Origin of the sequence: Mycobacterium lehmannii, assembly GCF_001499925.1 — a bacterium.
Classification (GTDB): Bacteria; Actinomycetota; Actinomycetes; order Mycobacteriales; family Mycobacteriaceae; genus Mycobacterium; species Mycobacterium lehmannii.
On sequence record NZ_LQIR01000015.1, the window covers coordinates 43,934 to 66,239 of the forward strand.

General features: G+C 67.3%; 22 protein-coding genes. 11 read left to right on the forward strand and 11 right to left on the reverse strand.

What is annotated here, in order from left to right:
- Positions 1-10 precede the first annotated feature (10 nt).
- The 3 genes from AU192_RS10895 to AU192_RS10905 all read right to left on the reverse strand — a co-directional run bounded on the left by AU192_RS10895 (position 11) and on the right by AU192_RS10905 (position 3,307).
- Positions 11-820, reverse strand: coding sequence for an ANTAR domain-containing protein (locus AU192_RS10895; protein ID WP_064395936.1), 810 nt, complete (start codon positions 818-820; stop codon positions 11-13).
- A 10-nt stretch (positions 821-830) separates the two neighbouring features.
- Positions 831-1,142 carry an STAS domain-containing protein gene (locus AU192_RS10900; protein ID WP_064395938.1) on the reverse strand — a complete coding sequence of 104 codons (312 nt, stop codon included), beginning with the start codon at positions 1,140-1,142 and terminating at the stop codon, positions 831-833.
- A 197-nt stretch (positions 1,143-1,339) separates the two neighbouring features.
- Entirely contained in the window at positions 1,340-3,307 is a 1,968-nt protein-coding gene (locus AU192_RS10905; RefSeq protein ID WP_064395940.1) for a SpoIIE family protein phosphatase, read from the reverse strand.
- A gap of 183 nt (positions 3,308-3,490) precedes the next feature.
- On the opposite strand from AU192_RS10905, the gene AU192_RS10910 reads away from it, so the two are divergent.
- The 5 genes from AU192_RS10910 to AU192_RS10930 all read left to right on the forward strand — a co-directional run bounded on the left by AU192_RS10910 (position 3,491) and on the right by AU192_RS10930 (position 7,774).
- Entirely contained in the window at positions 3,491-3,850 is a 360-nt protein-coding gene (locus AU192_RS10910) for an STAS domain-containing protein (protein ID WP_164674038.1), read from the forward strand.
- A 124-nt stretch (positions 3,851-3,974) separates the two neighbouring features.
- Complete coding sequence (locus AU192_RS10915; protein WP_064395943.1) at positions 3,975-4,247, forward strand: hypothetical protein; 273 nt, start codon at positions 3,975-3,977, stop codon at positions 4,245-4,247.
- A gap of 25 nt (positions 4,248-4,272) precedes the next feature.
- The gene (locus AU192_RS10920) at positions 4,273-5,859 is read left to right on the forward strand and encodes a S53 family peptidase (RefSeq protein ID WP_064395945.1); all 1,587 of its coding nucleotides are present in this window, start codon (positions 4,273-4,275) and stop codon (positions 5,857-5,859) included.
- Complete coding sequence (locus AU192_RS10925) at positions 5,856-7,049, forward strand: hypothetical protein (protein ID WP_064395946.1); 1,194 nt, start codon at positions 5,856-5,858, stop codon at positions 7,047-7,049. Before AU192_RS10920 ends, AU192_RS10925 begins: the two co-directional genes overlap by 4 nt.
- Positions 7,046-7,774 (forward strand): hypothetical protein, encoded by a 729-nt coding sequence (locus AU192_RS10930; RefSeq protein WP_064395979.1) that lies wholly within the window; start codon positions 7,046-7,048, stop codon positions 7,772-7,774. Before AU192_RS10925 ends, AU192_RS10930 begins: the two co-directional genes overlap by 4 nt.
- 5 nt (positions 7,775-7,779) lie before the next feature.
- Here AU192_RS10930 and AU192_RS10935 read toward each other — a convergent pair whose 3' ends face one another.
- The 3 genes from AU192_RS10935 to AU192_RS10945 form a co-directional block, all read right to left on the reverse strand.
- Positions 7,780-9,948, reverse strand: coding sequence for an elongation factor G-like protein EF-G2 (locus AU192_RS10935; RefSeq protein ID WP_064395948.1), 2,169 nt, complete (start codon positions 9,946-9,948; stop codon positions 7,780-7,782).
- A 102-nt stretch (positions 9,949-10,050) separates the two neighbouring features.
- Complete coding sequence (locus tag AU192_RS10940) at positions 10,051-10,458, reverse strand: TIGR03668 family PPOX class F420-dependent oxidoreductase (protein ID WP_064395981.1); 408 nt, start codon at positions 10,456-10,458, stop codon at positions 10,051-10,053.
- 2 nt (positions 10,459-10,460) lie between these two features.
- Positions 10,461-11,036: a hypothetical protein gene (locus tag AU192_RS10945; RefSeq protein ID WP_064395950.1), complete on the reverse strand. Its 576-nt coding sequence runs from the start codon at positions 11,034-11,036 to the stop codon at positions 10,461-10,463.
- Between the two features lie 97 nt (positions 11,037-11,133).
- Between AU192_RS10945 and AU192_RS10950 the strand changes: the two genes are divergently transcribed.
- A complete protein-coding gene (locus AU192_RS10950; protein ID WP_082694977.1) occupies positions 11,134-12,264 on the forward strand; it encodes an ABC transporter substrate-binding protein in 1,131 nt (376 codons plus the stop codon).
- A gap of 16 nt (positions 12,265-12,280) precedes the next feature.
- Here AU192_RS10950 and pyrE read toward each other — a convergent pair whose 3' ends face one another.
- Positions 12,281-12,865: an orotate phosphoribosyltransferase gene (gene pyrE / locus AU192_RS10955; protein ID WP_064395953.1), complete on the reverse strand. Its 585-nt coding sequence runs from the start codon at positions 12,863-12,865 to the stop codon at positions 12,281-12,283.
- 14 nt (positions 12,866-12,879) lie between these two features.
- A complete protein-coding gene (locus AU192_RS10960; RefSeq protein ID WP_064395955.1) occupies positions 12,880-13,680 on the reverse strand; it encodes a HugZ family pyridoxamine 5'-phosphate oxidase in 801 nt (266 codons plus the stop codon).
- A gap of 80 nt (positions 13,681-13,760) precedes the next feature.
- On the opposite strand from AU192_RS10960, the gene treS reads away from it, so the two are divergent.
- From treS to AU192_RS10975, 3 genes are read left to right on the forward strand one after another with little or no spacing between them, the layout of a single operon-like run.
- Positions 13,761-15,581 (forward strand): maltose alpha-D-glucosyltransferase, encoded by a 1,821-nt coding sequence (gene treS / locus AU192_RS10965; protein ID WP_064395957.1) that lies wholly within the window; start codon positions 13,761-13,763, stop codon positions 15,579-15,581.
- Complete coding sequence (locus tag AU192_RS10970) at positions 15,581-16,960, forward strand: maltokinase N-terminal cap-like domain-containing protein (protein ID WP_064395960.1); 1,380 nt, start codon at positions 15,581-15,583, stop codon at positions 16,958-16,960. The genes treS and AU192_RS10970 overlap by 1 nt, the downstream gene beginning before the upstream one ends.
- Before the next feature lie 18 nt (positions 16,961-16,978).
- Positions 16,979-17,359 carry a hypothetical protein gene (locus tag AU192_RS10975; protein WP_064395962.1) on the forward strand — a complete coding sequence of 127 codons (381 nt, stop codon included), beginning with the start codon at positions 16,979-16,981 and terminating at the stop codon, positions 17,357-17,359.
- Here AU192_RS10975 and AU192_RS10980 read toward each other — a convergent pair.
- The gene (locus AU192_RS10980; RefSeq protein WP_064395984.1) at positions 17,343-17,903 is read right to left on the reverse strand and encodes a TetR/AcrR family transcriptional regulator; all 561 of its coding nucleotides are present in this window, start codon (positions 17,901-17,903) and stop codon (positions 17,343-17,345) included. The two genes, AU192_RS10975 and AU192_RS10980, sit on opposite strands and share 17 nt — an antisense overlap.
- A 363-nt stretch (positions 17,904-18,266) precedes the next feature.
- Between AU192_RS10980 and AU192_RS10985 the strand changes: the two genes are divergently transcribed.
- Positions 18,267-18,647 (forward strand): hypothetical protein, encoded by a 381-nt coding sequence (locus AU192_RS10985; RefSeq protein ID WP_064395965.1) that lies wholly within the window; start codon positions 18,267-18,269, stop codon positions 18,645-18,647.
- Positions 18,648-18,672: 25 nt separating this feature from the next.
- Here the strand turns inward: AU192_RS10985 and glgX are convergent, their stop codons facing one another.
- A complete protein-coding gene (glgX, locus tag AU192_RS10990) occupies positions 18,673-20,820 on the reverse strand; it encodes a glycogen debranching protein GlgX (RefSeq protein ID WP_242656937.1) in 2,148 nt (715 codons plus the stop codon).
- Between the two features lie 110 nt (positions 20,821-20,930).
- On the opposite strand from glgX, the gene AU192_RS10995 reads away from it, so the two are divergent.
- Positions 20,931-21,752: an enoyl-CoA hydratase/isomerase family protein gene (locus AU192_RS10995; RefSeq protein ID WP_082694978.1), complete on the forward strand. Its 822-nt coding sequence runs from the start codon at positions 20,931-20,933 to the stop codon at positions 21,750-21,752.
- On the opposite strand, the gene AU192_RS11000 is transcribed toward AU192_RS10995, so the two are convergent.
- On the reverse strand, positions 21,749-22,300 hold the full coding sequence (locus tag AU192_RS11000; RefSeq protein WP_064395967.1) for a nicotinamidase: 552 nt from the start codon (positions 22,298-22,300) through the stop codon (positions 21,749-21,751). The genes AU192_RS10995 and AU192_RS11000 overlap by 4 nt on opposite strands.
- Between the last annotated feature and the right edge of the window lie 6 nt (positions 22,301-22,306).

Sequence of the window (22,306 nt, forward strand, 5' to 3'; positions counted from 1 at the left end):
ACGTCAGACGCTACGGCCCGTTGGATCGACGCTGCTCGTGCGCCATCGCCGTCCACAAGAGCTGAGCGGCGGCACGCGCCGACTGCTGCGGAGCGATCGGCTCGGCGACGCCGGGCTGCTGGGCCGGACGACCGCTGACGTGTTCCAACAACGCCACCGCCAGTTCGCGCAGCTTGACGTTGAACTCCTGACTCGCGCGACGCAGCATGCTCCACGCCTGCTCGGCGTCGCAGCCGACCAACCCCATCAACGCGCCCTTGGCCTGTTCGATCGCCCCGCGCGACTGCAGGGCAGCCAGCAGGTCCTCGAACGCGGCCTCGTTCTGGGCCGCGGTGGTGACGAGGGCCGCTGAGACGAGTTGCTCGTAGGCGGCCAGCGTCGTGACGGTGACCGCCGAGGCGGGCTCGGTTAGCGTGCACGACAGCACAATCGCCGCGTCCTCGCGCCAGAAGCCCGGTACCGCCGCCGCTCCGTGTACGGCTTTCAAGTCGGCCGTGATCCCGCCGGCGAGGTCGGCGGCCGCATCGAAGTTCAGCCCGGGCCAGCGGTCGTCGGTCCACAGATCGAGGCTTAGTACCGGCACCTGATGGGTCAGCGCGTCGGCAACGGGGCCGCCCAGCCCAGACAGCTGAGTTGCGATCATTTTCTCTTCGATACCGAGCGCCGCAAGTGCAGACGCGTCCTCGTTGAACCGCTTGTCGTGGACGGTGACGGCAACCCCCAGGGTGTTCGACACGTCGGCCTGCAATCGTTCGAGGATCCGGTGCAACAGCGTGATCAGCTCGGGGTGCTGGCGAGGCTGAAAACTGGGTGCTGGCACGGCGATCCGCTCAGTCGACGACGGTGACCGTCGCGACCTTGTCGAGGCCGGAGATACCGAGCAGCGTGGTGATCGGCCCGTTCGTGGGCACCACCAGCTCGAGCTTGGCGTTCGCCGCGAGAGAGAACAGCTCCCGCAGGGCGGCGCTGTCGCAGTAGGTGACCTCGGTGAGGTCGACCGTGACGGAGGAATTGTCCGCGGCTGCGCGCGTCAACACGTCGCTGAACTCGTCGACGTTCGCCAAGTCGATCTCGCCGACCGCGGTGACCACCGGTGGCGCCTCAGCGCCCCCGGGCTCGAGCCGGAACTGGTTGCGGGTCACTACTTTCAGTCCCCCACCGTCAACACCAATGGACGGCAGTGTGAGCGAGTCCGATCACAGAACCTCCCGATGTCCTAGAGGCCGCCGCACCGCCTCTGTGCATGCCACATAGTCCGCATCGCTGCCTCTTCCCGACAGACGTTCCTTGCCAATATTTGTAATACCACGACAGCGGCGTCCAGGCGGGCAGAGCTGGTTCAAACTCGAATCTCCGGTAACTGAAACGTCATATCCACGGTGGTGCCGGCCGCCGTGCCGTCGAGGTCCACGCGATCGCTGACGGCGCGCATCAACAACAGGCCCCGGCCTCGGGTGCCGGGATCGGGAGGCGGCGCCTTCCACGACCCGAAGTCGGTGACCCGCACGTGGATCGCCGTGTCGTGGATCTCGGCCTCGACGCGCACGCGCCCTGGCTCGTGCCCGCGGTAGGCGTGCTCAACGCTGTTGGAGCAGGCCTCGTTGACGACGAGGATGAGATCGGAAACCGACTCGTTCGAGGCGCCGTTGGCCGCCAGCCACGCAGCCAACCTGTGCCGGATCTCGGTCAACTTCGCCGCGGTGGCGGTGTCGTCGATGACGAGGGAGGCCTTCGGCGACCGGTAGATCACGATCGCCACGTCGTCGTCGAACCCGCCGTCAGGCACCAACGCGCGCAGCACCGCGTCGGCGACACCTTCGATTGGCATCCTCGCGGTATCGGTCAACACCGCCGACATCCGGTCGATCTGGGAGTCGATCGACCGGTCACGGCGTTCGATCAGGCCGTCGGTGTAGAGCATCAGCGTCGAGCCCGCTGGTAACGGATGCGTCGTCTGCGGGCGGGGCCGCGAGTGCGTCACGGCGAGGGGAACCGAACTCGCCTCGTCGAGCAGTTGCGGTGACGCGGTTGTAGACACCAGCACCGGCGGGACGTGACCGGCGTTGCTGTACTCGACGGATGCGGACACGGTGTCGACGATCGCGACGAACACGGTGGTGCAGTCGGCGTCGGGGATGAACTCGGCGACCGCGTCGAGGTGTTCGAGCACCGTCGACGGCCGCGCTCCGGTGAGTAGCAGCGCGCGCGTCGACGCACGCAACTGCCCCATCACGGCGGCGGCCGCGAGTCCGCGCCCCACGCAGTCCCCGACCACGATTCCGATCCGGCCGTCACCGACGGGAAGCACGTCGTAGAAGTCGCCGCCGATCTCCAGCGGATGGACGGCGGGCTCGTAGCGCACGGCGAACCCGGGCGGGAGATCGATCGGGGACAGCAGCGAGCGCTGCAGCGTCAGCGACGTCTCCCTGGCGCTCTCGAACTGCCGGACGTGCTGCAAGGCCGCGCTCAAGTGGCCGACGAGCGCCGAGACCAGGCGCCGGTCCTCCGCGCTGACCACCCGCGGAACCTGGTGCTCCAGGCACAGCACGACATCCCGCGCCCCGGAGAGCACCGCGACGAAGCCCCTGGTGGTGCCGGTGCTGGGCACCGCACCGACCGGTGTCACCGTCAGCGGAATCCAGGTGCGGGCGTCCTCGAACGTGCGGCGCCAGTCCTCGCCGAGATCCCTCCACGAGGTGACCGCGGGTTCGCCGGCCACCCGGACGGTCGGCTCCTCACCGTTGACCTTCGGCCACGTCACCGCGATCAGCCGCTGCGCATCCAGCGGAACGCGACACTGCGCGAGCGTTATCGCCAGCACCTCGTCGACGTCCTTGGCGACGCTCACGGCGGTCGCCAACCGCGCCATCGCCCGGTCGCGCTCCGCCGCGGCGCGGGGCGCCGTGACATCGCGGATGGTGCCGACATAGAGGCCGCGCCGCGAATTGTGGTCGGGGACGGCGTTGATGCTGATCGCGACCCAGCGCGTGCGTCCGTCGCGGTGCCTGATCTTGGTCTCGGCCGTCATGCGTCCGTCGCGCACCAGTGCGGCCCTGCGATCGTCGGCCGCGACCCCGTCGACCGCCCAGGGATGAGGCATCGGATAGGGCAGGTCCTCCTGGCCGTATCCGGTGACCTCGGCGAAGGCGTCGTTGATCTCGACGACGCACCCGGTGGCGTCGGTGATGAAGAAACCCTCTTGAAGCGAGTTGACCAACGCTCTGCGGAACACGTCGCGATCGGCGAGATCGTCGGCTCTCGCTCGTTCGCGTTCGTAGCGCTGGTGGAAGTCTGCGGTGTCGGTCATGTTCGCGGCAGTCGGCCCTCCCAGCTCGCGCTCACACCGGAATCACCCAGCGCAGAAGTCTCTTCTCGACATTAGCCTGCGTATCGCAGCATGAACCGCTGAAGCACTGATCTATGGCAGGACGCGACGCGTTAAGCTCGCCCCATTGCCGTCGTGGTGGCGGCGCCTACCGGAGGACCACCGTTGTCACGAATTGAGCCGATAACCACTTCGATCTCCCACGAGGACGGCATCGCTGTGTTGACGGTCGGCGGTGACGTCGACCTCGCCACGGTCCCGGCGTTCCAGGCGGCGATCACCGAGGCGCTCACGCAGGAGCCATCCGCCCTCGTCGTCGACCTGCTGGCGGTGGATTTCCTCGCGTCCGCGGGTTTGCAGGCACTGGTCGCGACGCACGAGACCGTGAGCAAGTCGGCCCGCTTCGCGGTGGTGGCCGACGGGCCTGCGACCAGCAGGCCGATCCAGCTGACCGGACTCGATCAGGTGTTCTCGCTGTATCCGACCCTGGCCGAGGCGTTGGGCGCGCTGAAGTCCGGCTCCTAGTCCCGCAGAGTCGCTAGCTGCGATTTCTCACTGAGCGCGGGTCCCGATCTTCGGTTAGAGTTTCCAACGCCGGCTTTGATCTTGAAGCTTCTCCGCACCGGTCGGGACAGTTAGGACTGCAATCATGAGGTCAGCTCAGATCGGACGTCGTATCGCCGCCGTCGCCGGTGGTACCGCCGCGGTCGCGATGGTCATGTTCAGCGCATCGTGCTCCACCGAGGAGAAGGCGCCGGAAGAGACCACCACGACGACGACCACCACGACAACCACGACCGAGGCTCCTCCGCCGCCGGTCGAGACCACCGACAAGGCGCCGCGCATCTCGCCGGGACCCAACCCGTTCTCGCCGACGGTGACCGCACCCCCTGCCCCGACGGCGATCCCGGGCGACCACTAGCCCTCCATCGACCCGGGGCCGGACGGTGAGTGTGCGGCATCTCAGCGTGCTGGCGCTGATCACGGCGGGCGTATTCGTACTCGTCTCCGATCTGCGCCCCGTCTCCGCGCGCTTCGGCGGCGAGGTGATCGCCGGGCCGTACTCCTACCTGTTGGCGAGCTCGACCGATCTAGGGCCCTCGCTCGACAGCGGGGTTCAGCTGACGATGGCGCTGCGCGACGAACACCGCCCCGCGGGGGCGTACGCATGGGCACACGGCCACGGCCTTTCGGTTCGCTGGCGTCCCGGTCATCACTGGGCAGTGGTGGAAGGGCCGGCGGCGTCCGTCGCGGATGCGTTCGACGTCGAGGTCCGTGACTACCGCGGCCGCCGCGGCCAGGTGTTCTACGCCTCCCCGCAACAACCGGACGTGCCGGATGCGTTGCGCGAGGAGGTCTCTGAGGTCGGCCGGATCCTCGGATACATGCCGCACCACACTTCGCACATCTGGACGGTGCCGTTGGATGTGCCGGACAAGGGCCTGACCCCCGAGGCGCTGCGCAACACCTACAACGCCGCGCCGCTTGCCGCGGCCGGCTACACCGGCAAGGGCACCACGATCGTGTTCTTCGCCTTCGACGGCTTCGACCAGGCCGACCTCGACAGCTTCGCCGACACCTACGACCTGCCCCGCTTCACCCCCGAGGTGATCGGTGAACTCGACGACCCGCGCGGGGAAGCCACGATGGACCTTCAGGTGGCGCACGCCGTCGCTCCCGATGCGCGCAAGGTCGTGGTCAGCGCGCTTCCGACCGTCACCGCCGACGGCGCGTTCGAACGCATCGGGCAGATGCTCGAGGACACGGACCGCCGTTATCCGGGCGCCGTGTGGAGCTTCTCCATCGGGTGGGGCTGCGACAGGCTGATCACCGCCGCCGACCTCGCCCCCGTGCGCTCGGCGCTGGCCACCGCGCAGTCACACGGCACGACGGCGTTCAACGCCAGCGGCGACCTCGCCGGTCTCGAGTGCAAAGGCGGCGACGACTGGTCCTCGCCGCCGGGCGAGTCCGACGTCGGCCTGGACTCGATCGCCTCGCTGCCGGAGATGACCGACGTGGGCGGCACCACCCTGTCCACGGACAGCGACGGGCGGTGGTTGTCCGAGCAGGCCTGGTTCGACGTGCCGTTGTCGGTCGGCACGGGCGGCGGTGTCTCGGCGGTGTTCGACCGTCCGGACTGGCAGCGCGAGGTGTGGCCCGACCGCGACACCGACCGCCGGCTGACTCCGGACGTCGCGGCCGTCGCGGACCCGTTCACCGGCGTGCGCATCGTCTTTGCGCAGACGCCGTTGGTCGGTGGCGGCACGTCCCAGTCGGCACCGATCTGGGCCGGCCTGGCCGCGGTGATGAACCAGTACCTGCTCGCCAACGGCGGCCGCCTGCTCGGCGACCTGAACCCGCTGCTGTATCGAATCTCGCGGGGCGCCCCGCTGCCGGCCTTCCGCGATGTCACCCTCGGAGGTAACGCGGTCGCGGACGCGTTGCCCGGCTACGACCTGGTGACCGGCCTGGGCACCCCGGATGTCGACAACCTCGTGCGCAACGTGCTCATCCTCCAGAAGGCGGCCGCATGAGCACCGGCGACGACCAGACCGTGCCGACCGAAGAATGCCGGATCTGCAAGACCGATGTGCCTGCCGGCGAGTACTGCGGGTTGTGCGGATGTCACCTGACGCCGCGGCCGAGGGAGGGCCCGGATTGGTTGCGGCCGCTCGACTTCAGCGCCGCGCCGAACGAGCACCTTCTGCAGGTCTCGGTTGCGAGCTCGCTGTTCCCGCACCTGCCGCAGCGCTCGCGCACCGCGTTCCGGATCGGCCTGCTGGTGTTGGTGGCGGCGTTGATCGCCTTCACGTTGCTGCGGTTGCCCGCTGCCGTGGTGACGGTCGCCGCGCTGGGACTGCCGCTGTTGTTCGTCCTGTACCTGCGCGAGTCGGATGCGTTCCGCGACTTCCCCATTGCCACAATGCTTCTCACGGTCACCCTGGCCGTCGGTCTCGGGGTGGGCTGGGTGTCGTTGACGGGGGCGGTGCTCGCCAAATCCTATGGTGTCGCGCTGGGTTCGGCGATCGCCGGTGAGCGCATGCTGCGCATGGGCGTCGCGATTCCGCTCGGCGGAGTTGTCCTGATGTTGACACCCGCCGTGATCGTCCGCCTGACGCGTCCGTCCTCCCGAGAAGCGCTGGACGGCTTCATGATCGGAGCGCTCGGCGCCTTGAGTTTCTCCGCGGCGGCGACGCTCACGCGGCTGGCTCCGCAGTTCGGCACCGGAGTGGTGAGCAAGCGTCCGATGGAGAGCCTGCTGGTCGAGGCGGGCATCCGGGGCCTGGCGGCACCGTTGATCGCTGCGGCGGCCGGTGGATTGATCGGTGCCGCACTGTGGTTCACCCGGCCCCCGAGCAAACGCGACCAACGCCCGGGTGTCGTGCGCGCGATGCTGATCGGCTTCGCGGTCGCGGTGCTGGGCGTGTATCTGGCGCTGGGCCTGATCGACGTCGCCCGCTTCCCGCAGGTGCTGATGTTGGTGGCCTATCTCGTGGCGGCGGGGGTGGCGCTGCTGTTGCTGCGGTTGGGCCTGCACCTGGCGTTGCTCCACGAGGCGCACGACGAGATCCGCGCGGAGGAACCGCTGCTGTGCCCGCACTGTGGACACGTCGTGCCGGACATGGCGTTCTGCCCCGCGTGCGGGGTGGCGACGCGCGCGTCGTCGCGCTCCTCGCGCCGGGCGAGGCGCGAATCACGGCCGGTTCGCGGTGCCCCCGAATGAGCGCACCGACGAATTTCTTTCCCGGATATGCGGTTCCGGCCGGTGCATACGCGGCCGCGACGCCGCACCGCACGTCGCGCAGGCGGCTGGTGCTGACGTGGTTGGCCGTGATCGCGGTGATTGCCGCCGTCCTCGTCGGAATGTCGGCGATGATGGCCAAACCGCCGGTGCGCTACGTATGCCCACCCGACTGCGGACGTCCGCCGACCGGCACCCCGGTGTCCATCAACCCTCGGTTCACCTCGCCGGACGGCGCGTTCTCGGTGTCCTATCCCGCGCCGGAGTCGGCCTACCGGGTGAGCACCGAGCCCAACGGGGTGACCGCCGAACTCCTCGCCGGTGACGGTGGGACGCTGCAGTTGTTCAGCGAACCCGCCGCGGGCCGGTCCGCGCAGGAGATCGCAAAGTCGTTGGTGAAAGCCACTTTTCCCGACACCCGCACCGCCTACGAGATTCCCAACGCGATGGTCGGCTTCCATTCGGGATACGGCGAAGTCGCCGACTGTTGGCCGCAAGGCGCCAACAGCAGCTATCTGCGCATGCGGGTTCTGGTCGTGGCCGCGGTGAAAAACGACCTGGCGTTGATTGCGGCAGCAGTCGGACCGTACCACCAGTTCAGCCCCGACTTCGGGTTCGGCAAACCGTCCGGTGCCAACCTCCAGATCGCCCTGGATATGGGCAAATACGTCAACAGCTTCAGCTGGCGTGGGGATCGGCCCCGGTGATGCATTCAGACCGAGGATGCGACCTTGGCCGCAGCGTGGTCGGGCATCGGGTCGTAACGGGCGAAGGTCCTGGTGAACGTGCCGGCGCCGTGGGCCAGCGAACGCAGGTCGATGGCGTAGCGGCTCAGCTCGACCTCGGGGATCTCGGCCTTGACCAGTGTGCGGTCGTCGCCGACCTTCTCGGTGCCCAGCACACGGCCCCGCCGCCCGGCCAAATCGCCCATGATGGCGCCGACGAAGTCGTCGGGAATCAGCACCGTCACCTCATCGACCGGTTCGAGCAGGTTCACCTTGGCCGCCGCGGCCGCTTCCCGCAGCGCGAGGCTGCCGGCCATCTGGAAGGCGAAGTCGGACGAGTCGACGCTGTGGGCCTTGCCGTCGAACAGCGTGACGCGGATGTCGACGACCGGGTAGCCGGGTCCGACGCCCTTCTCCATCTGCGCCCGAATGCCCTTTTCGACGCTCGGGATGAACTGGCGGGGCACCGCGCCGCCGACGACTTTGTCGATGAACTCGAATCCGGAGCCTTCGGGCAGCGGCTCGACCTCGATGTCGCAGACCGCGTACTGACCGTGACCGCCGGACTGCTTGACGTGGCGCCCGTGTCCTTTAGCCTTGCCGCCGAACGTTTCTCGTAACGGAATGCGCAACTCGACCGTGTCCACGGCGACGCCGTAGCGCCGGGAGAGCGCATCGAGGACCACGTTGGCGTGCGCTTCACCCATCGTCCAGAGCACGATCTGGTGTGTCTCGGGGTTCTGCTCGATGCGCAGGGTCGGATCCTCGGCGGCCAACCGTTGCAGACCGACGGACAGTTTGTCCTCGTCGGTCTTCGCTCGTGGCTGCACCGCGATGGGCAGCAGCGGTTCGGGCATGCTCCATGGCCGCAGCACGAGCGGATCGGACTTGTCGGACAACGTGTCACCGGTCTCGGCCCGGCTGAGACGTCCGATCGCGCAGATGTCGCCGGCGATCACCGAGGGAGCGGGACGCTGCTGCTTGCCGAGCGGGAAGGACAGCGACCCGATGCGCTCGTCCTCGTCGTGATCCTCGTGCGCGGCGAGCGAGCCGGTCAAGGAGCCGCTACCGCCGAAGAACGACGAGAAGTGGCCGGACACATGCACTGTCGAGTCCGGGGTGATGGTTCCCGAGAACACCCGCACCAGGCTCACTCGTCCCACGTAGGGATCGGACGTCGTCTTGACGACCTCGGCCAGCAGCGGGCCGTTCGGGTCGCACGGAAGCTCGGCGCGCGGTTTGCCCTGCGGCGTGAAAACCTCGGGCAGCCGGTGTTCGGGCGGTGGGGGAAAGCCGGCGGTGATGATCTCGAGCAGTTCTTGTGTGCCAACGCCCGTGCCGCTGCACACCGGGAGCGCGGGGAAGAACGTCGCCCTGGCCACGGCTTTCTCCAGGTCGTCGATGAGCACCGACTGGTCGATCTCCTCACCGCCGAGGTAGCGCTCCATCAGCGTCTCGTCCTCGGACTCCTCGATGATGCCCTCGATCAGCAGGCCGCGGTGTTCGGAGATCGCGTCGGTGTACGAGTCGTCGGGTGCATGGGTAGCGGTGCGCTTACCGTCGGCGTATTCGTAGTGGGTCTCGGACAAGAGCCCGATCAGCCCGGTGCACGGTGAGTTCGCGGGCAGGTACAGCGGAAGTACCTTGTCGCCGAACGCCTGCTGCGCGGCGGCCAACGCGTTGGCGTAGTTCGCGCGGGCGTGGTCGAGTTTGGTGATGACCACGGCGCGCGGCATGCCCACCTGGCTGCATTCGAGCCACAGCGCCTTGGTGGGTTCGTCGACTCCTTCGTTGGCGGCGATCACGAACAACGCGCAGTCCGCGGCACGCAATCCCGCTCGCAGTTCCCCGACGAAGTCGGCGTAGCCGGGCGTGTCGATGAGATTGACCTTGACGCCGTCGTGTCGTAGCGACGCGAGCGCGAGGCCCACCGAACGTTGTTGGGCGATCTCGGCGTCGTCGCTGTCGCAGACCGTGGTGCCGTCCTGAACGCAACCCTGTCTGGTCAGGACTCCTGCGGCCACCAGAAGTGCCTCGACGAGTGTTGTCTTGCCGCCACCCGATGGGCCCACCAGCACCACATTGCGGATGGCGGCCGGACTGTCCGCGCTCGGGGCGGCTCCGGCGCCCTGGGAATGTGTCGTCTTGTCAGCCATGACGTTCCCTTCCACGACGGCTGCGCTGCCGCCGCCAAAGTGTGTGTTAGACCACAATTCCCCTAACCGACAGCGAGCACAAGGGCTTGATCGAATTGGCGCTCAGGCCTGCCACGAAGCCCACTTCGTGATGGTCACGCTGACGACCGGGCCGTCGAGGGCGATTCGCTCATACTGCGGATACTTGTTGCGCAGCAGTGTGTATCCGGTCGCCAATTCTTCGCCGCTGAAGTGAATTTCGGCTCTGCCGTCGACGCGCACCCACCACAGCTGCGCCCAGTCCTCGTCGTAGTGGTCGACGAGCATGCTCACATGTGGGTTGCCCTCGATGTTGCTCAGCCGCCGGAGTCTGCGCGTCGACTTCCGCTTGGCGTCGACGGCGGTGTAGGCCGTCCCGGCGTGCACGGCGAACACGACCGGCACCAGGTGTGGCGCCCCTGCGGGCCCCACGGTGGCGAGCGCCGCGACGGGCGCCGCGGCGAACATGGCCTCGGGCTCGAACGCGGCCATGCTCACCGCTGACTCGGCCGCTGCGGCGCGACGCTGATCGGCGACCGGGTCACCGGCGTGCGCGTCACCCCGATCTCCGGGTCGCGGCCGGCTCTGGTCGGTGGAGTGCGCGGCCGGTTGGTCGCCGGCGGCGGAGGGGCGATCGGCGCCGCCGACGTCTGGACGCGTGGCGGTGGAGCAGGCCGCGGCGACGGTGGCGGGGTGCTCGGTGATTGCGTTTGGGTGCGTGCAGGTGCCGTGGTCTGGACGGTCGGGCGGACCGGTTCGGACTTCTGGTCGGCGGGCGCGCCGGACGGTTGGAACACCAGCAGGACTGCGGAGACGACGAGCGCGACGGCCGCGATCGTGGCGGCGATCAAGATGCTGAGATTTCGTTTCGTCCGGTACCAGGGCGGCGGGGCGGGCTCGAAGTACCAGCTGTTCTCGTCGAAGGCGTCGAACATCATGTCGCGTCCGGGCACCTTGTCGGGGTCGAAGACCCCGGCGTCGGCGTGCGGCCCCGGATCGGCGGCATCCGCGACATCCACCGGATCGTCTATCAGGTAGTCGAAGTCCCCCGAAACTTCGCGTCGCGCCACACGAGAATGCTAACGCCGGGCAAAGCGGACGGTCTGGCAAACTCCGATGGGAGTTGCACGTCGTCGCAAACCGCTCTGACGATCGGAAGGTTCGGCATTGAAGATCACGACTCTGGCGGCTCCGTTCGCCGCATCCGTTCTGCTGCTGGCCGGTTCGGTTGCGTGCGCGTCGCCGGAAGAAAGCGGTGACGGCGAGCAGACGCAGACCGGTGTCAAGGCCGCCGAAGCCACATCGGCCGAGGATTTCGGCGGGATCGACGGGCTTGTGGCGGCGGCCAAGAACGAGGGTGAGCTCAATGTGATTGCCCTACCGCCGGATTGGGCAAACTACGGCGCGATCATCAAGGCGTTCTCCGCTAAGTACGGCATCAAGGTCAACTCGGCGCAGCCCGACGCGTCGAGCCAGGAGGAGATCGACGCGGCGAATCAGCAGAAGGGCGGCAACACCGCACCCGACGTGTTCGACCTCGGACAGTCCGTCGCGCTGGCCAACACCGAGATGTTCGCGCCGTACAAGGTGGTCAACTTCGACGACATCCCCGCGGCGTTCAAAGACCGGGACGGAACGTGGGTCAACGATTACGGCGGCTACATGTCGATCGGCTACGACTCGGCGAAGGTGCCGCCGGTGACGCGCATCGACGACCTGCTGAAGCCGGAGTACCAAGGCAAGGTGGCACTCAACGGCGACCCCACCCAGGCAGGTGCCGCGTTCTCGGGTGTGGTGATGGTCGCGCTGTCCCAAGGGGGTTCGGTCGATGACATCGCGCCCGGTGTCGAGTTCTTCGAGAAGTTGGCCGACGCGGGCAACTTCGTATCCGTCAACCCGACGTCGGCCACCATCGAGTCCGGTCAGACGCCTGTCGTGATCGACTGGAACTTCGTCAACGCGGCCGAGAGCAAGAAGCTGCCGTCGTGGCAGGTGTTCGTACCGCCGGATCACACCGTCGCCGGCTACTACTACCAGGCGATCAACAAGGACGCGCCGCACCCGGCCGCGGCGCGGCTGTGGCAGGAATTCCTGTACAGCGACGAGGGCCAGAATTTGTTCGCGCTCGGTGGTGTTCGACCGGTCCGCGCCGACAACATGGCCGTCGACGGTACTTTGGACAAGGCGGCGGCGGAGTCATTGCCCGTCATCGACGGGCCGGTGACGGTGCCCTCACCCCAGCAGACCGAGGCCGCCACCAAGTATCTATCGGAGCACTGGGCCGCCGCGATCGGCTGACCTTACGCGGGTGAGTTCAGACGTCCCTGACCGGTTCGATGCCGAGGTCTCGGTACGTGACCAGCGCGGCGAACGGCACGCCCCGCGCGGCAAAGCGTTTGGCGGCGATGTCGCCGCGGTCCACCATCGGGATCACGCCGGTGACGTCGGCACCCGCCGCGGTCACCCGGTCGAACGCGATCTCGGTCGAGCCGCCGGTGCTGATTACGTCGTCGACCAGCAGCACCCGCGTACCCGGCGCCAAGCGGGTGCCCTCGATCCATTGCTCGCGACCGCGCGCTTTCTGCTCCTTGCGCACCGAGAACCACGCCTTGCCGGTGACCATCGCGACGCCGTGCGCCAGCGGGTCGGCGCCCATGGTCAACCCGCCCACCGCATCGAACTCGATGCCGCGGCTGTCGGCGAGCTCGGCGACCGCGCGGCTGACGATGGTCAACCGCTCACCGGTGTCGATCGCGTACTTGCCGTCGATGTAGTCGTGGCTGAGCTGGCCGCTGGCCAACTTGAACGGCTCCTCACGGCGCTCGTGGCCGCGGGTGGCGATCAGGTCGAACGCCGCTTGCCAGGTGGCCGGTCGCCCGGAGGGAGCCGCAGCAGTCATGAGGTGATGGTATTTCAGCTGCGGCGCGCCAGGCGGGTCAGCTCGACGGCGGCCGAACGCAATTCGTCGATCGAGTCGATCTTCTTCGGATAGCCGATCCGCGTGTAGGCGAGCCCGCGCTCGGTGGTGAGCCGCAGGTCGAGGCCGTACCGGTCGGCGCCGGTGCAGGTCGCCGCGGTGGTGTCCGGGTAGCCGCCCAGCGCCTTGGCCATCGCGACCAGCGTGTCGGCGTGGTCGGCGTTGAGATGCGCGACGGCGCCGGCCGCCAACGGTTGCACCGGATCGGGCTGCGCGGCCGAATACGCCTCACCCGTCGTCGACTCCATCCGCCCGTAACCACCGACCCAGCGCACCCGCTGCACCCGCAGCACCCACGACGTGAAGTCGCTGTAGTCGATGTAGTACTTGGCGGCCGCGACGGCCGACAGGTGTGCCTCGCGCGCGGCGGCGAGTTCATCGTCGGCGGGTCGCTCCACCACCCCCGCGAGCGTGACTCGCCCGCTGGCCAGTGGGTCGGTCTCCGACGTCGGCGCGACGATCGCGACGCTCGCCCGCGCGTCGGCCAACAGGTTGCGGCCGTGCTCGGCGAGGTTGGACACGCACAGCACAGGGGCGCCGTCGAGCAACCCATACGTCACGAACGACGCCCACGGATCGCCGTCGGCCGTCAGCGTCGCCAGTGTTGCGGTATTGGTGGATGCGGCGATGGTCCGAGCTTCCTCGGCAGCCGTCGGGCGGACGGAGTTGACGACCTCCGTCAGCGGCGGAGGAATCGACGGTGCATCGCCCGGGTCGCCGTGATCACGTGTGGCCACGCCGGAACGATACCGAAGCGAGCGTCGGCGGATTTTTCCGCCGATTCGTTTCCTTGCGACGTGGGTAGGTTGAGAACCGTATGGATAAGCACAGCGGTGCCAGAGCATCCGACGGATCCGCCGACCACGACCCGGCGGAGGGCAGTCACGTCGAGGACGGTGTCGTCGAGCACCCCACCGCCGAAGACTTCGGCCACGCCCGGATCCTGCCCGAGGACCGCACCTGGTTCAAACGTGCCGTCTTCTACGAGGTGCTGGTGCGCGCCTTCTACGACTCGAACTCTGACGGCATCGGAGATCTACGCGGGCTGACCGAGCAACTTGACTACGTGAAGTGGCTTGGCGTGGACTGTCTTTGGCTCCCGCCGTTCTACGATTCGCCGTTGCGCGATGGTGGCTACGACATCCGCGACTTCTACAAGGTGCTGCCCGAGTTCGGTACCGTCGAGGACTTCGTCGAGCTGCTGGACGCCGCTCACCGCCGCGGTATTCGCGTCATCACCGACCTGGTGATGAACCACACTTCCGATCAGCATGCGTGGTTTCAGGAATCACGCCGCGACCCCGACGGTCCGTACGGCGACTACTTCGTGTGGAGCGACACGAGCGACAAGTACAACGACGCCCGGATCATCTTCGTCGACACCGAGGAGTCGAACTGGACCTTCGATCCGGTGCGACGGCAGTTCTACTGGCACCGATTCTTCAGCCACCAGCCCGACCTCAACTACGACAACCCCGCCGTTCAAGAGGCGATGCTCGATGTCCTGCGGTTCTGGCTCGACCTCGGCATCGACGGCTTCCGGTTGGACGCGGTGCCCTACCTCTTCGAGCGGGAAGGCACGAACTGCGAGAACCTGCCCGAGACGCACGCGTTCCTCAAGCACTGCCGCAAGGTGATCGACGACGAGTACCCGGGTCGCGTGCTGTTGGCCGAGGCGAACCAGTGGCCCGCCGACGTCGTCGAGTACTTCGGTGATCCGGACACCGGCGGCGACGAATGCCACATGGCGTTCCACTTCCCGCTGATGCCGCGGATCTTCATGGCGGTCCGACGCGAGTCGCGGTTCCCGATCTCCGAGATCCTGGCGCAGACTCCCGACATCCCCGAGATGGCGCAGTGGGGCATCTTCCTTCGCAACCACGATGAGTTGACGCTGGAGATGGTCACCGACGAAGAGCGCGACTACATGTACTCCGAGTACGCCAAGGACCCGCGGATGAAGGCGAACGTCGGCATCCGCCGACGGCTGGCGCCGTTGCTGGACAACGACCGCAACCAGATGGAGTTGTTCACCGCGCTGCTGCTGTCGCTGCCTGGTTCACCGGTGCTGTACTACGGCGACGAGATCGGGATGGGCGACATCATCTGGCTCGGCGACCGCGACGCGGTGCGCACCCCGATGCAGTGGACGCCGGACCGCAACGCGGGCTTCTCGACAGCGACGCCGGGACGGTTGTATCTGCCGCCGAATCAGGACGCGATCTACGGCTATCAGGCCGTCAACGTCGAAGCGCAGCGGGACATCTCGAACTCGCTGCTCAACTGGACCCGCACGATGCTCGCGGTGCGCAGCCGCCACGAGGCGTTCGCCATCGGGAGCTTCCACGAACTGGGCGGTTCCAACCCGTCGGTGCTCACCTACGTCCGTGAGGTCGAGAAGGAGTCAGGCGACGGGGCCGGCGCGAAGGACACCGTGCTCTGCGTCAACAACCTCTCCCGGTTCCCTCAGCCGATCGAGTTGAACCTGCAGGCCTACAACGGATACACGCCTGTCGAGATGACCGGATACGTGGAGTTTCCCCGCATCGGCCAGTTGCCGTATCTGTTGACCCTGCCCGGCCATGGGTTCTACTGGTTCTCGCTGAAGGCACCCAGCCCGGAGCATGGAGAACAGTGATGAGCCTGCCGTTCGAAGAGTGGCTGCCACACCAGCGGTGGTACGCCGGCCGCAGCCGCGAGTTGGCCAATGTGCAGCAGGCGGCGTGCACCGCCCTGGGCGAGGACCTTGACCTTGTACTGCTCGATGTGTCCTACACCGACGGCTCGAGCGAGCGCTATCAGGTGCTGTTGCGGTGGAACTTCGGAGCCGCGAATGCGGCGACATCAGATAGGGGTCCGATCGACCATGAATTCCTGGAGGTCGCGACTGTCGGCGCCGACGGTGACCGCACCGCCTACGACGCGCTCTACGACCCCGGCGCGGCGCAGTACCTGCTGTCGCTGATCGACTCGTCAGTGACGGTCGGGTCCGGCGCCGAGGCCGTGCGCTTCGTCAAGGAACCCGGTGTGGAGTTGCCGCTGGGCGCGGCGCCGCGGGTCTCGTCGGCCGAACAGAGCAACACCAGCGTGGTGTTCGAGGAGAAGGCGATCCTGAAGCTCTTCCGCCGCATCACGCCGGGTATCAACCCGGACATCGAGCTGAACCGGGTGTTGGCCCGCGCCGACAACCCGCATGTGGCGCGGCTGCTCGGCTCCTTCGAGACCACCTGGGACGGAAGTGAGGACGGTGAACCGTGCGCGCTCGGCATGGTCACCGAGTTCGCGGCGACCTCGGCCGAGGGCTGGGATATGGCCACCGCCAGCACCCGCGACCTGTTCGCCGAGGGGGACCTGTACGCCGACGAGGTCGGGGGCGACTTCGCGGGCGAGTCGTATCGGCTCGGCGAGGCGGTCGCGTCGGTCCACGCCACGCTGGCCGACCAACTGGGCACCGAGACCACCGCGTTCCCGACCGACACGGCCTTGGAGCGGTTGGCGTCGGCGACCAAGTCCGTGCCCGACCTCGAGCGGTACGCACCGCTGATCGAGGAGCGATACCGCAAGCTGTCGGACGAGACGGTCACCGTTCAGCGCATCCACGGTGATCTGCATCTCGGCCAGGTGTTGCGCATCCCCGAGGGGTGGCTGCTGATCGACTTCGAGGGCGAGCCCGGTCAGCCGCTCGAGGAACGGCGCCGACCGGATTCCCCGCTGCGTGACGTGGCCGGCGTGCTGCGGTCCTTCGAATACGCCGCCTACCAACGGTTGATGGAACAGTCCTCCGACGAAGACCACGACCGTCAGCTCGGTGCGCGGGCCCGCGAGTGGGTGGACCGCAACGCCGCGTCATTCTGCGAGGGGTACGCCGAGGTGTCGGGTACCGACCCGCGCGACTCCGGGCAGCTGCTGGCGGCCTACGAACTGGACAAGGCGATCTACGAGGCCGCGTACGAGGCGCGCTTCCGGCCGAGTTGGTTGCGGATCCCGATGAAGTCGATCGCGCGCATCATCGGCTGATCTGAGGTTGATCTGACCGTGGCCAAGTACTCGCTCAACGACGCTGCGATGGCCAAAGCGCGCGAGCTCATCGATGCGCGCCAGTACGTGCTCGACAGCGATTGGGGCGAGGTACAGCCGCGCGCCGAGGCGCAGAACTCCTACCTGGACACGCACTCGTGGGAGGACTACGCGGCCTGGCACCTCGGCCTGACCGAGGGCGCGCGCGACGAGACCAAGGCGCGGTACGCGTTCGTCTACGGCGACTTTCGGCGACTCCACCGGTCGGGGCTGATCGCGTGCGTGTACCGGGCGTCGGAGTGGCGACACAAGGACGTCGAACTCGCCGCCCACCACCTGCTGCAGTACCTCGACGGAAAGACCGGGCTCAAACCGTCGCGGCCTATCGGTGAAGCATGAGGTCGATTACGCGCTCGCTCAACGCCTCCGGCTCGCGCGGTGCCGACCCCACCTCGTGCAACAAGCCGATGCCTGTAGCGAACAGGAGAGCCGAACGCAGATCGGCCTCGCCGTCGTCGAATCCGTAGTCGACGAGCGCCTCCCGCACGGCGCTGCGCACCCGCACATCGCTCTGCTGGACGCTGGCCAACACCGTCTGGTCGGTCAACGACCAGACCCGCATCGCGCGCTCCAACGCCCACTGGTCGGGACACATCAGCGTCTGGATCATCGCCGCCAACCGGGCGCGGGGCTCGGCGCCGCGCATGTCCTCGAATTGTCGTCGCTGTTCGTCGTGCAGGTTGGCCCACGCACGGGCCAGCGCGTCGCGGTAGGCAGGCATATCGGTGAAGTGCCAGTAGAAGCTGCCCTTGGTGACGTCGAGACGCTCACACAGACGGCCGATCCGCCACGCGCCGGGGCCGCCGTCGGCGAGCACATCGAAACCAGTCTGGATCCAATCTTGAGCGGTCACCCGGCGCCCGGTGCTGGTGGGGGCCGTCATGCAGGGCAGCATACGGCGGGCGCCCCAGCATTACTGACACTCACGAAAATTACGGGACGAAGGATAGACGGCAACCGTGGCCGCCGGTAGGCGCCGCCGCTCATCGGCTCCTACTCGCCCCGCCAGGCGTGTGACAACTCAGACTGTCATTCGCGACGGCCACGGTTGCTGTGGGACAAACCGTAGCACAAAAGGATGTCACCGTCAGGGATTTCGACGGTCAAGAAGCCTGTCGCACAGTCGGTTTCGGTGATCGCCGGGTGGGATACGGCCGGCTGCCGCGGGTCGGTCGGCGGACGGCGGGGGACCGTCCGCCGCGCGGTGCGGCGTTTAACCATCGGGCAGGCGGGCAACCGAATACCTGTGAGCGCAAACCCTGACCCAGGTTATTCACCCAACGACGGCGGCGGTGTCGGCGACACGCTGCGCCCGACGGAGGCGTTGGACTCCGACGACGTGCGCAACGACGACGGCGACGAGACCGTCGATCCACCAGAGGGGTGGCGTGAAGCCGACAAGATCAATGCCGACGGCGAGGTGGACGAGAGCCTCGACGAGAAACTCGCCGCCGAAGAGCCCGAGCAGCCCGAGTTGAACCAGCCGATGAGTGAGCCCAGCGGCGACACCGAGCTGCGCCCCGACGACCAGGTCGAGCGCATCGACCCCGACCAGCACGGCCGCGACATGGGCCAGATAGACGGCACCCCCGAAGACGGCGACTCGTTCTTCCCGGTGGTCGAGTAGGGGTACCTTCTTCGACGCCGAATTGCTACTCCTCCGTCGCCGCTTGCAACACCAGAACGGAACGCGCCGCGACCTGAACCTTCTGCCCGGCGTCGATTGGCGTCGGTTCGTCGCCGTCGTCGGCCGCGGTGTCGATCACCGCGATCCAGGAATCGCCGAACTTCTTCTCCGGCATCACGAAGTCGAGCGGCTCGTAATGCGCGTTGAAGCACAGCACGAACGAGTCGTCGACGATGCGCTGCCCGCGCACGTCGCGATCGGGAATGCCGTTGCCGTTGAGGTACACCGCGATTGACTTGGCGTAGCCCGTTTCCCAGTCCTCGTCGCTCATCTCCGAGCCATCGGGTGCGAACCAGGCGATGTCGGGCAGGCCCTCCCCGCCGCGCTGGCGCACCGGCCGCCCGGAGAAGAACCGGCGCCGGCGGAACACCGGGTGCGCCGCGCGCAACGCCGACACCTTTTGGGTGAATTCCATCAGATCGGTGTCGGGGTCCGACCAGTCGATCCATGACAGTTCGTTGTCCTGGCAGTACACGTTGTTGTTGCCCTGCTGCGTGCGGCCGAGCTCGTCGCCGTGGGCGATCATCGGCACGCCCTGCGAAAGCAACAGCGTCGTAAGGAAATTGCGCTGCTGGCGCGATCGCAGTGCATTGATCTCGGGATCGTCGGTCGGCCCCTCCACGCCGCAGTTCCAGGACCGGTTGTGACTCTCGCCGTCGTTGTTGTCCTCGCCGTTGGCCTCGTTGTGTTTCTCGTTGTAGGACACCAGGTCCCGCAACGTGAAGCCGTCGTGGGCGATGACGAAGTTGATGGAGGCGACGGGTCGCCGACCGGTCTGCTCGTACAGATCGGCCGAACCCGTTAGGCGATAGGCGAGTTCGTCGAGCGTGGCGGGCTCTCCGCGCCAGTAGTCGCGAACCGTGTCGCGGTACTTGCCGTTCCACTCCGTCCACTGCGGCGGGAAGTTGCCGACCTGGTAACCACCGGGACCGACATCCCACGGCTCGGCGATCAACTTGACCTGGCTGACCGTCGGATCCTGTTGTACAAGTTCGAAGAATGTCGACAGCCGGTCGACGTCGTAGAACTCGCGGGCCAACGTGGAGGCGAGGTCGAACCGGAAACCGTCGACGTGCATCTCGGTCACCCAGTACCGCAACGAATCCATGATCAGCTGAAGCGAATGTGGATGACCGACGTTGAGGCTGTTGCCGGTTCCGGTGTAGTCCATGTAGTACCGCTTGTCGTCTTCGACGAGCCGGTAGTACGCGCCGTTGTCGATACCCCGCATGGACAGCGTCGGACCCAGGTGATTGCCCTCGGCGGTGTGGTTGTAGACCACGTCGAGGATCACCTCGATGCCTGCCTCGTGCAGTGCGCGGACCATCGCCTTGAACTCCTGCACCTGTCCACCGGGGTTCGGGCTGGAGCTGTACTTGGAATCGGGCGCCAGGAAGCCGATGGTGTTGTAGCCCCAGTAGTTGGACAGGCCCTTGTCGATCAGCGTGGAGTCGTTGGCGAAGTGGTGCACCGGCAGCAACTCGATCGCCGTCACCCCGAGCGACTGCAGATGCTCGATGATCACCGGATGCGCCACGGCCGAATAGGTGCCGCGGATGTTTTCGGGAATATCGGGATGCGTCTGCGTCAGGCCCTTGACGTGCGCCTCGTAGATCACCGAGTCGGCATACTCGTAGTCCGGCGGGCGGTCGTTGCCCCAGTCGAAGTACGGGTTGATGACCACCGACTTCGGCATGCTCGCGGCGGAGTCGTCGTCATTGCGGCTGTCGGGGTCACCGAAGTTGTAGCTGAACAGCGACTGGTTCCAGTCGAAATTGCCGTCGATCGCCTTCGAGTACGGATCGAGCAGCAGCTTGTTGGGGTTGCAGCGCTGACCGGTCGGCGGGTCATAGGTGCCGTGCACCCGGTAGCCATACCGCTGACCCGGTTCGATGTTGGGAATGAATCCGTGCCAGACGAACGCGTCGTTCTCGGGCAGCGTGATCCGGGTCTCGGTGCCATCGGCGTCGAACAGGCACAACTCGACCTTCTCGGCGGCCTCACTGAACACCGCGAAGTTGGTGCCCGTCCCGTCGTAGGTCGCTCCGAGCGGGTAAGCCTTACCGGGCCAGACCTCCAGGGACGCGGCTTGGGGGGCGGGGGCTTGGGTCAATTCTCACTCCAGACGACGACACACACGGACAACGAGACGATACGGGTGTGCCCGATGCGGCAACATCACAACCAACTACGCACAAACATCACACCAGCCAGGAGAAACGCGTGCCCGCCCGCCCCGACCTGCCCGGTTACCGCACGCTGCTGACCGGCGTCGAGGACGGGGTGGCGACCATCACGCTGAACCGGCCGCGGCAGCGCAATGCCGTCGGCGACGGCATGCGCGACGAACTCGCCGACGCCTACCGGCGGCTCGGCGGAGACGACGCGGTGCGGGTGATCGTGCTGACCGGAACTCCGCCTGCGTTCTGTGCAGGCGCCGACCTGGCCGCCGGCGAAGCCACCTTCGCTGCCCCGGGGTCAGGCTTCAGCGCGGCCGGTATCGATGTGCCCGCGTGGACGCTGCCCAAGCCAGTCATCGCGGCGGTCAACGGGCACGCGATCGGGTTGGGGCTGACGCTGGCGCTGCAGTGCGACATCAGGTTCTTCGCCGTCGAAGGCCGCTACGGCGTCGTGCAGGTGCGGCGCGGAGTGGTCGGTGACGCCTATTCCCACTGGATCCTTCCCCGCCTGGTCGGTGTCGCCAATGCGGCCGAAATCCTGCTGAGCGGAGCCACTTTCGATGGGACGAGGGCGGTGCAGCTCGGGTTGGGCAGCCGGGTACTGCCCGCCGACGAGGTGCTGGCGGCCGCGTTGGACCTCGCCCGCGACATCGCCGTCAACACCGCGCCGATGTCGGTGGCGGCCAGCAAGCGGCTGCTGTGGGACTCCTACGACCTCGACCGGTCTGAAGTCGGCGCCCGCGAGACGCAGATCCACCTGCAGCTGATGGGACACGACGACGCCAAGGAAGGCGTGCGCGCGTTCCTGGAGGGCCGGGCGCCGTCGTGGACGGGTAAGCCGGTCGACCCGACGGCCGGCGACTAAACGACTTGGACGCCGACCGCGCGCAGGTCTTCGACGGCCTTGGCGGTCGACTCGGCGGCGACTCCGGCGGTCAGGTCCAGCAGGACGCGCGTGGTGAACCCGTTGGCTACGGCGTCGGCCGCCGTCGCCCGCACGCAGTGGTCAGTCGCGATGCCGACCACGTCGACCTCGTCGACTCCGCGTTCACGTAACCAGCCGGCCAGCGTCGTCCCGGCCTCGTCGCTGCCCTCGAAGCCGCTGTAGGCGGCCGAGTACTCGCCTTTGGTGAAGACGGCCTCGACCGCATCGGGCCGGAACTGCGGATGAAAGTCGGCACCGGTGGTACCAACGACGCAGTGCCGCGGCCAGGACGTCACGAAGTCGGGGTTGTCGGAGAAGTGGTCGCCAGGATCGATGTGAAAGTCCTTGGTGGCCACCACATGCGCGTATTCGGTCTGGTCGGCGAGCAACTGGCTGATGTCGCGGGCGACGTCGGTGCCGCCGGTGACGGCCAGTGAGCCGCCCTCGCAGAAGTCGTTCTGGACGTCGACGATGATGAGCGCCTTCATGCCTCC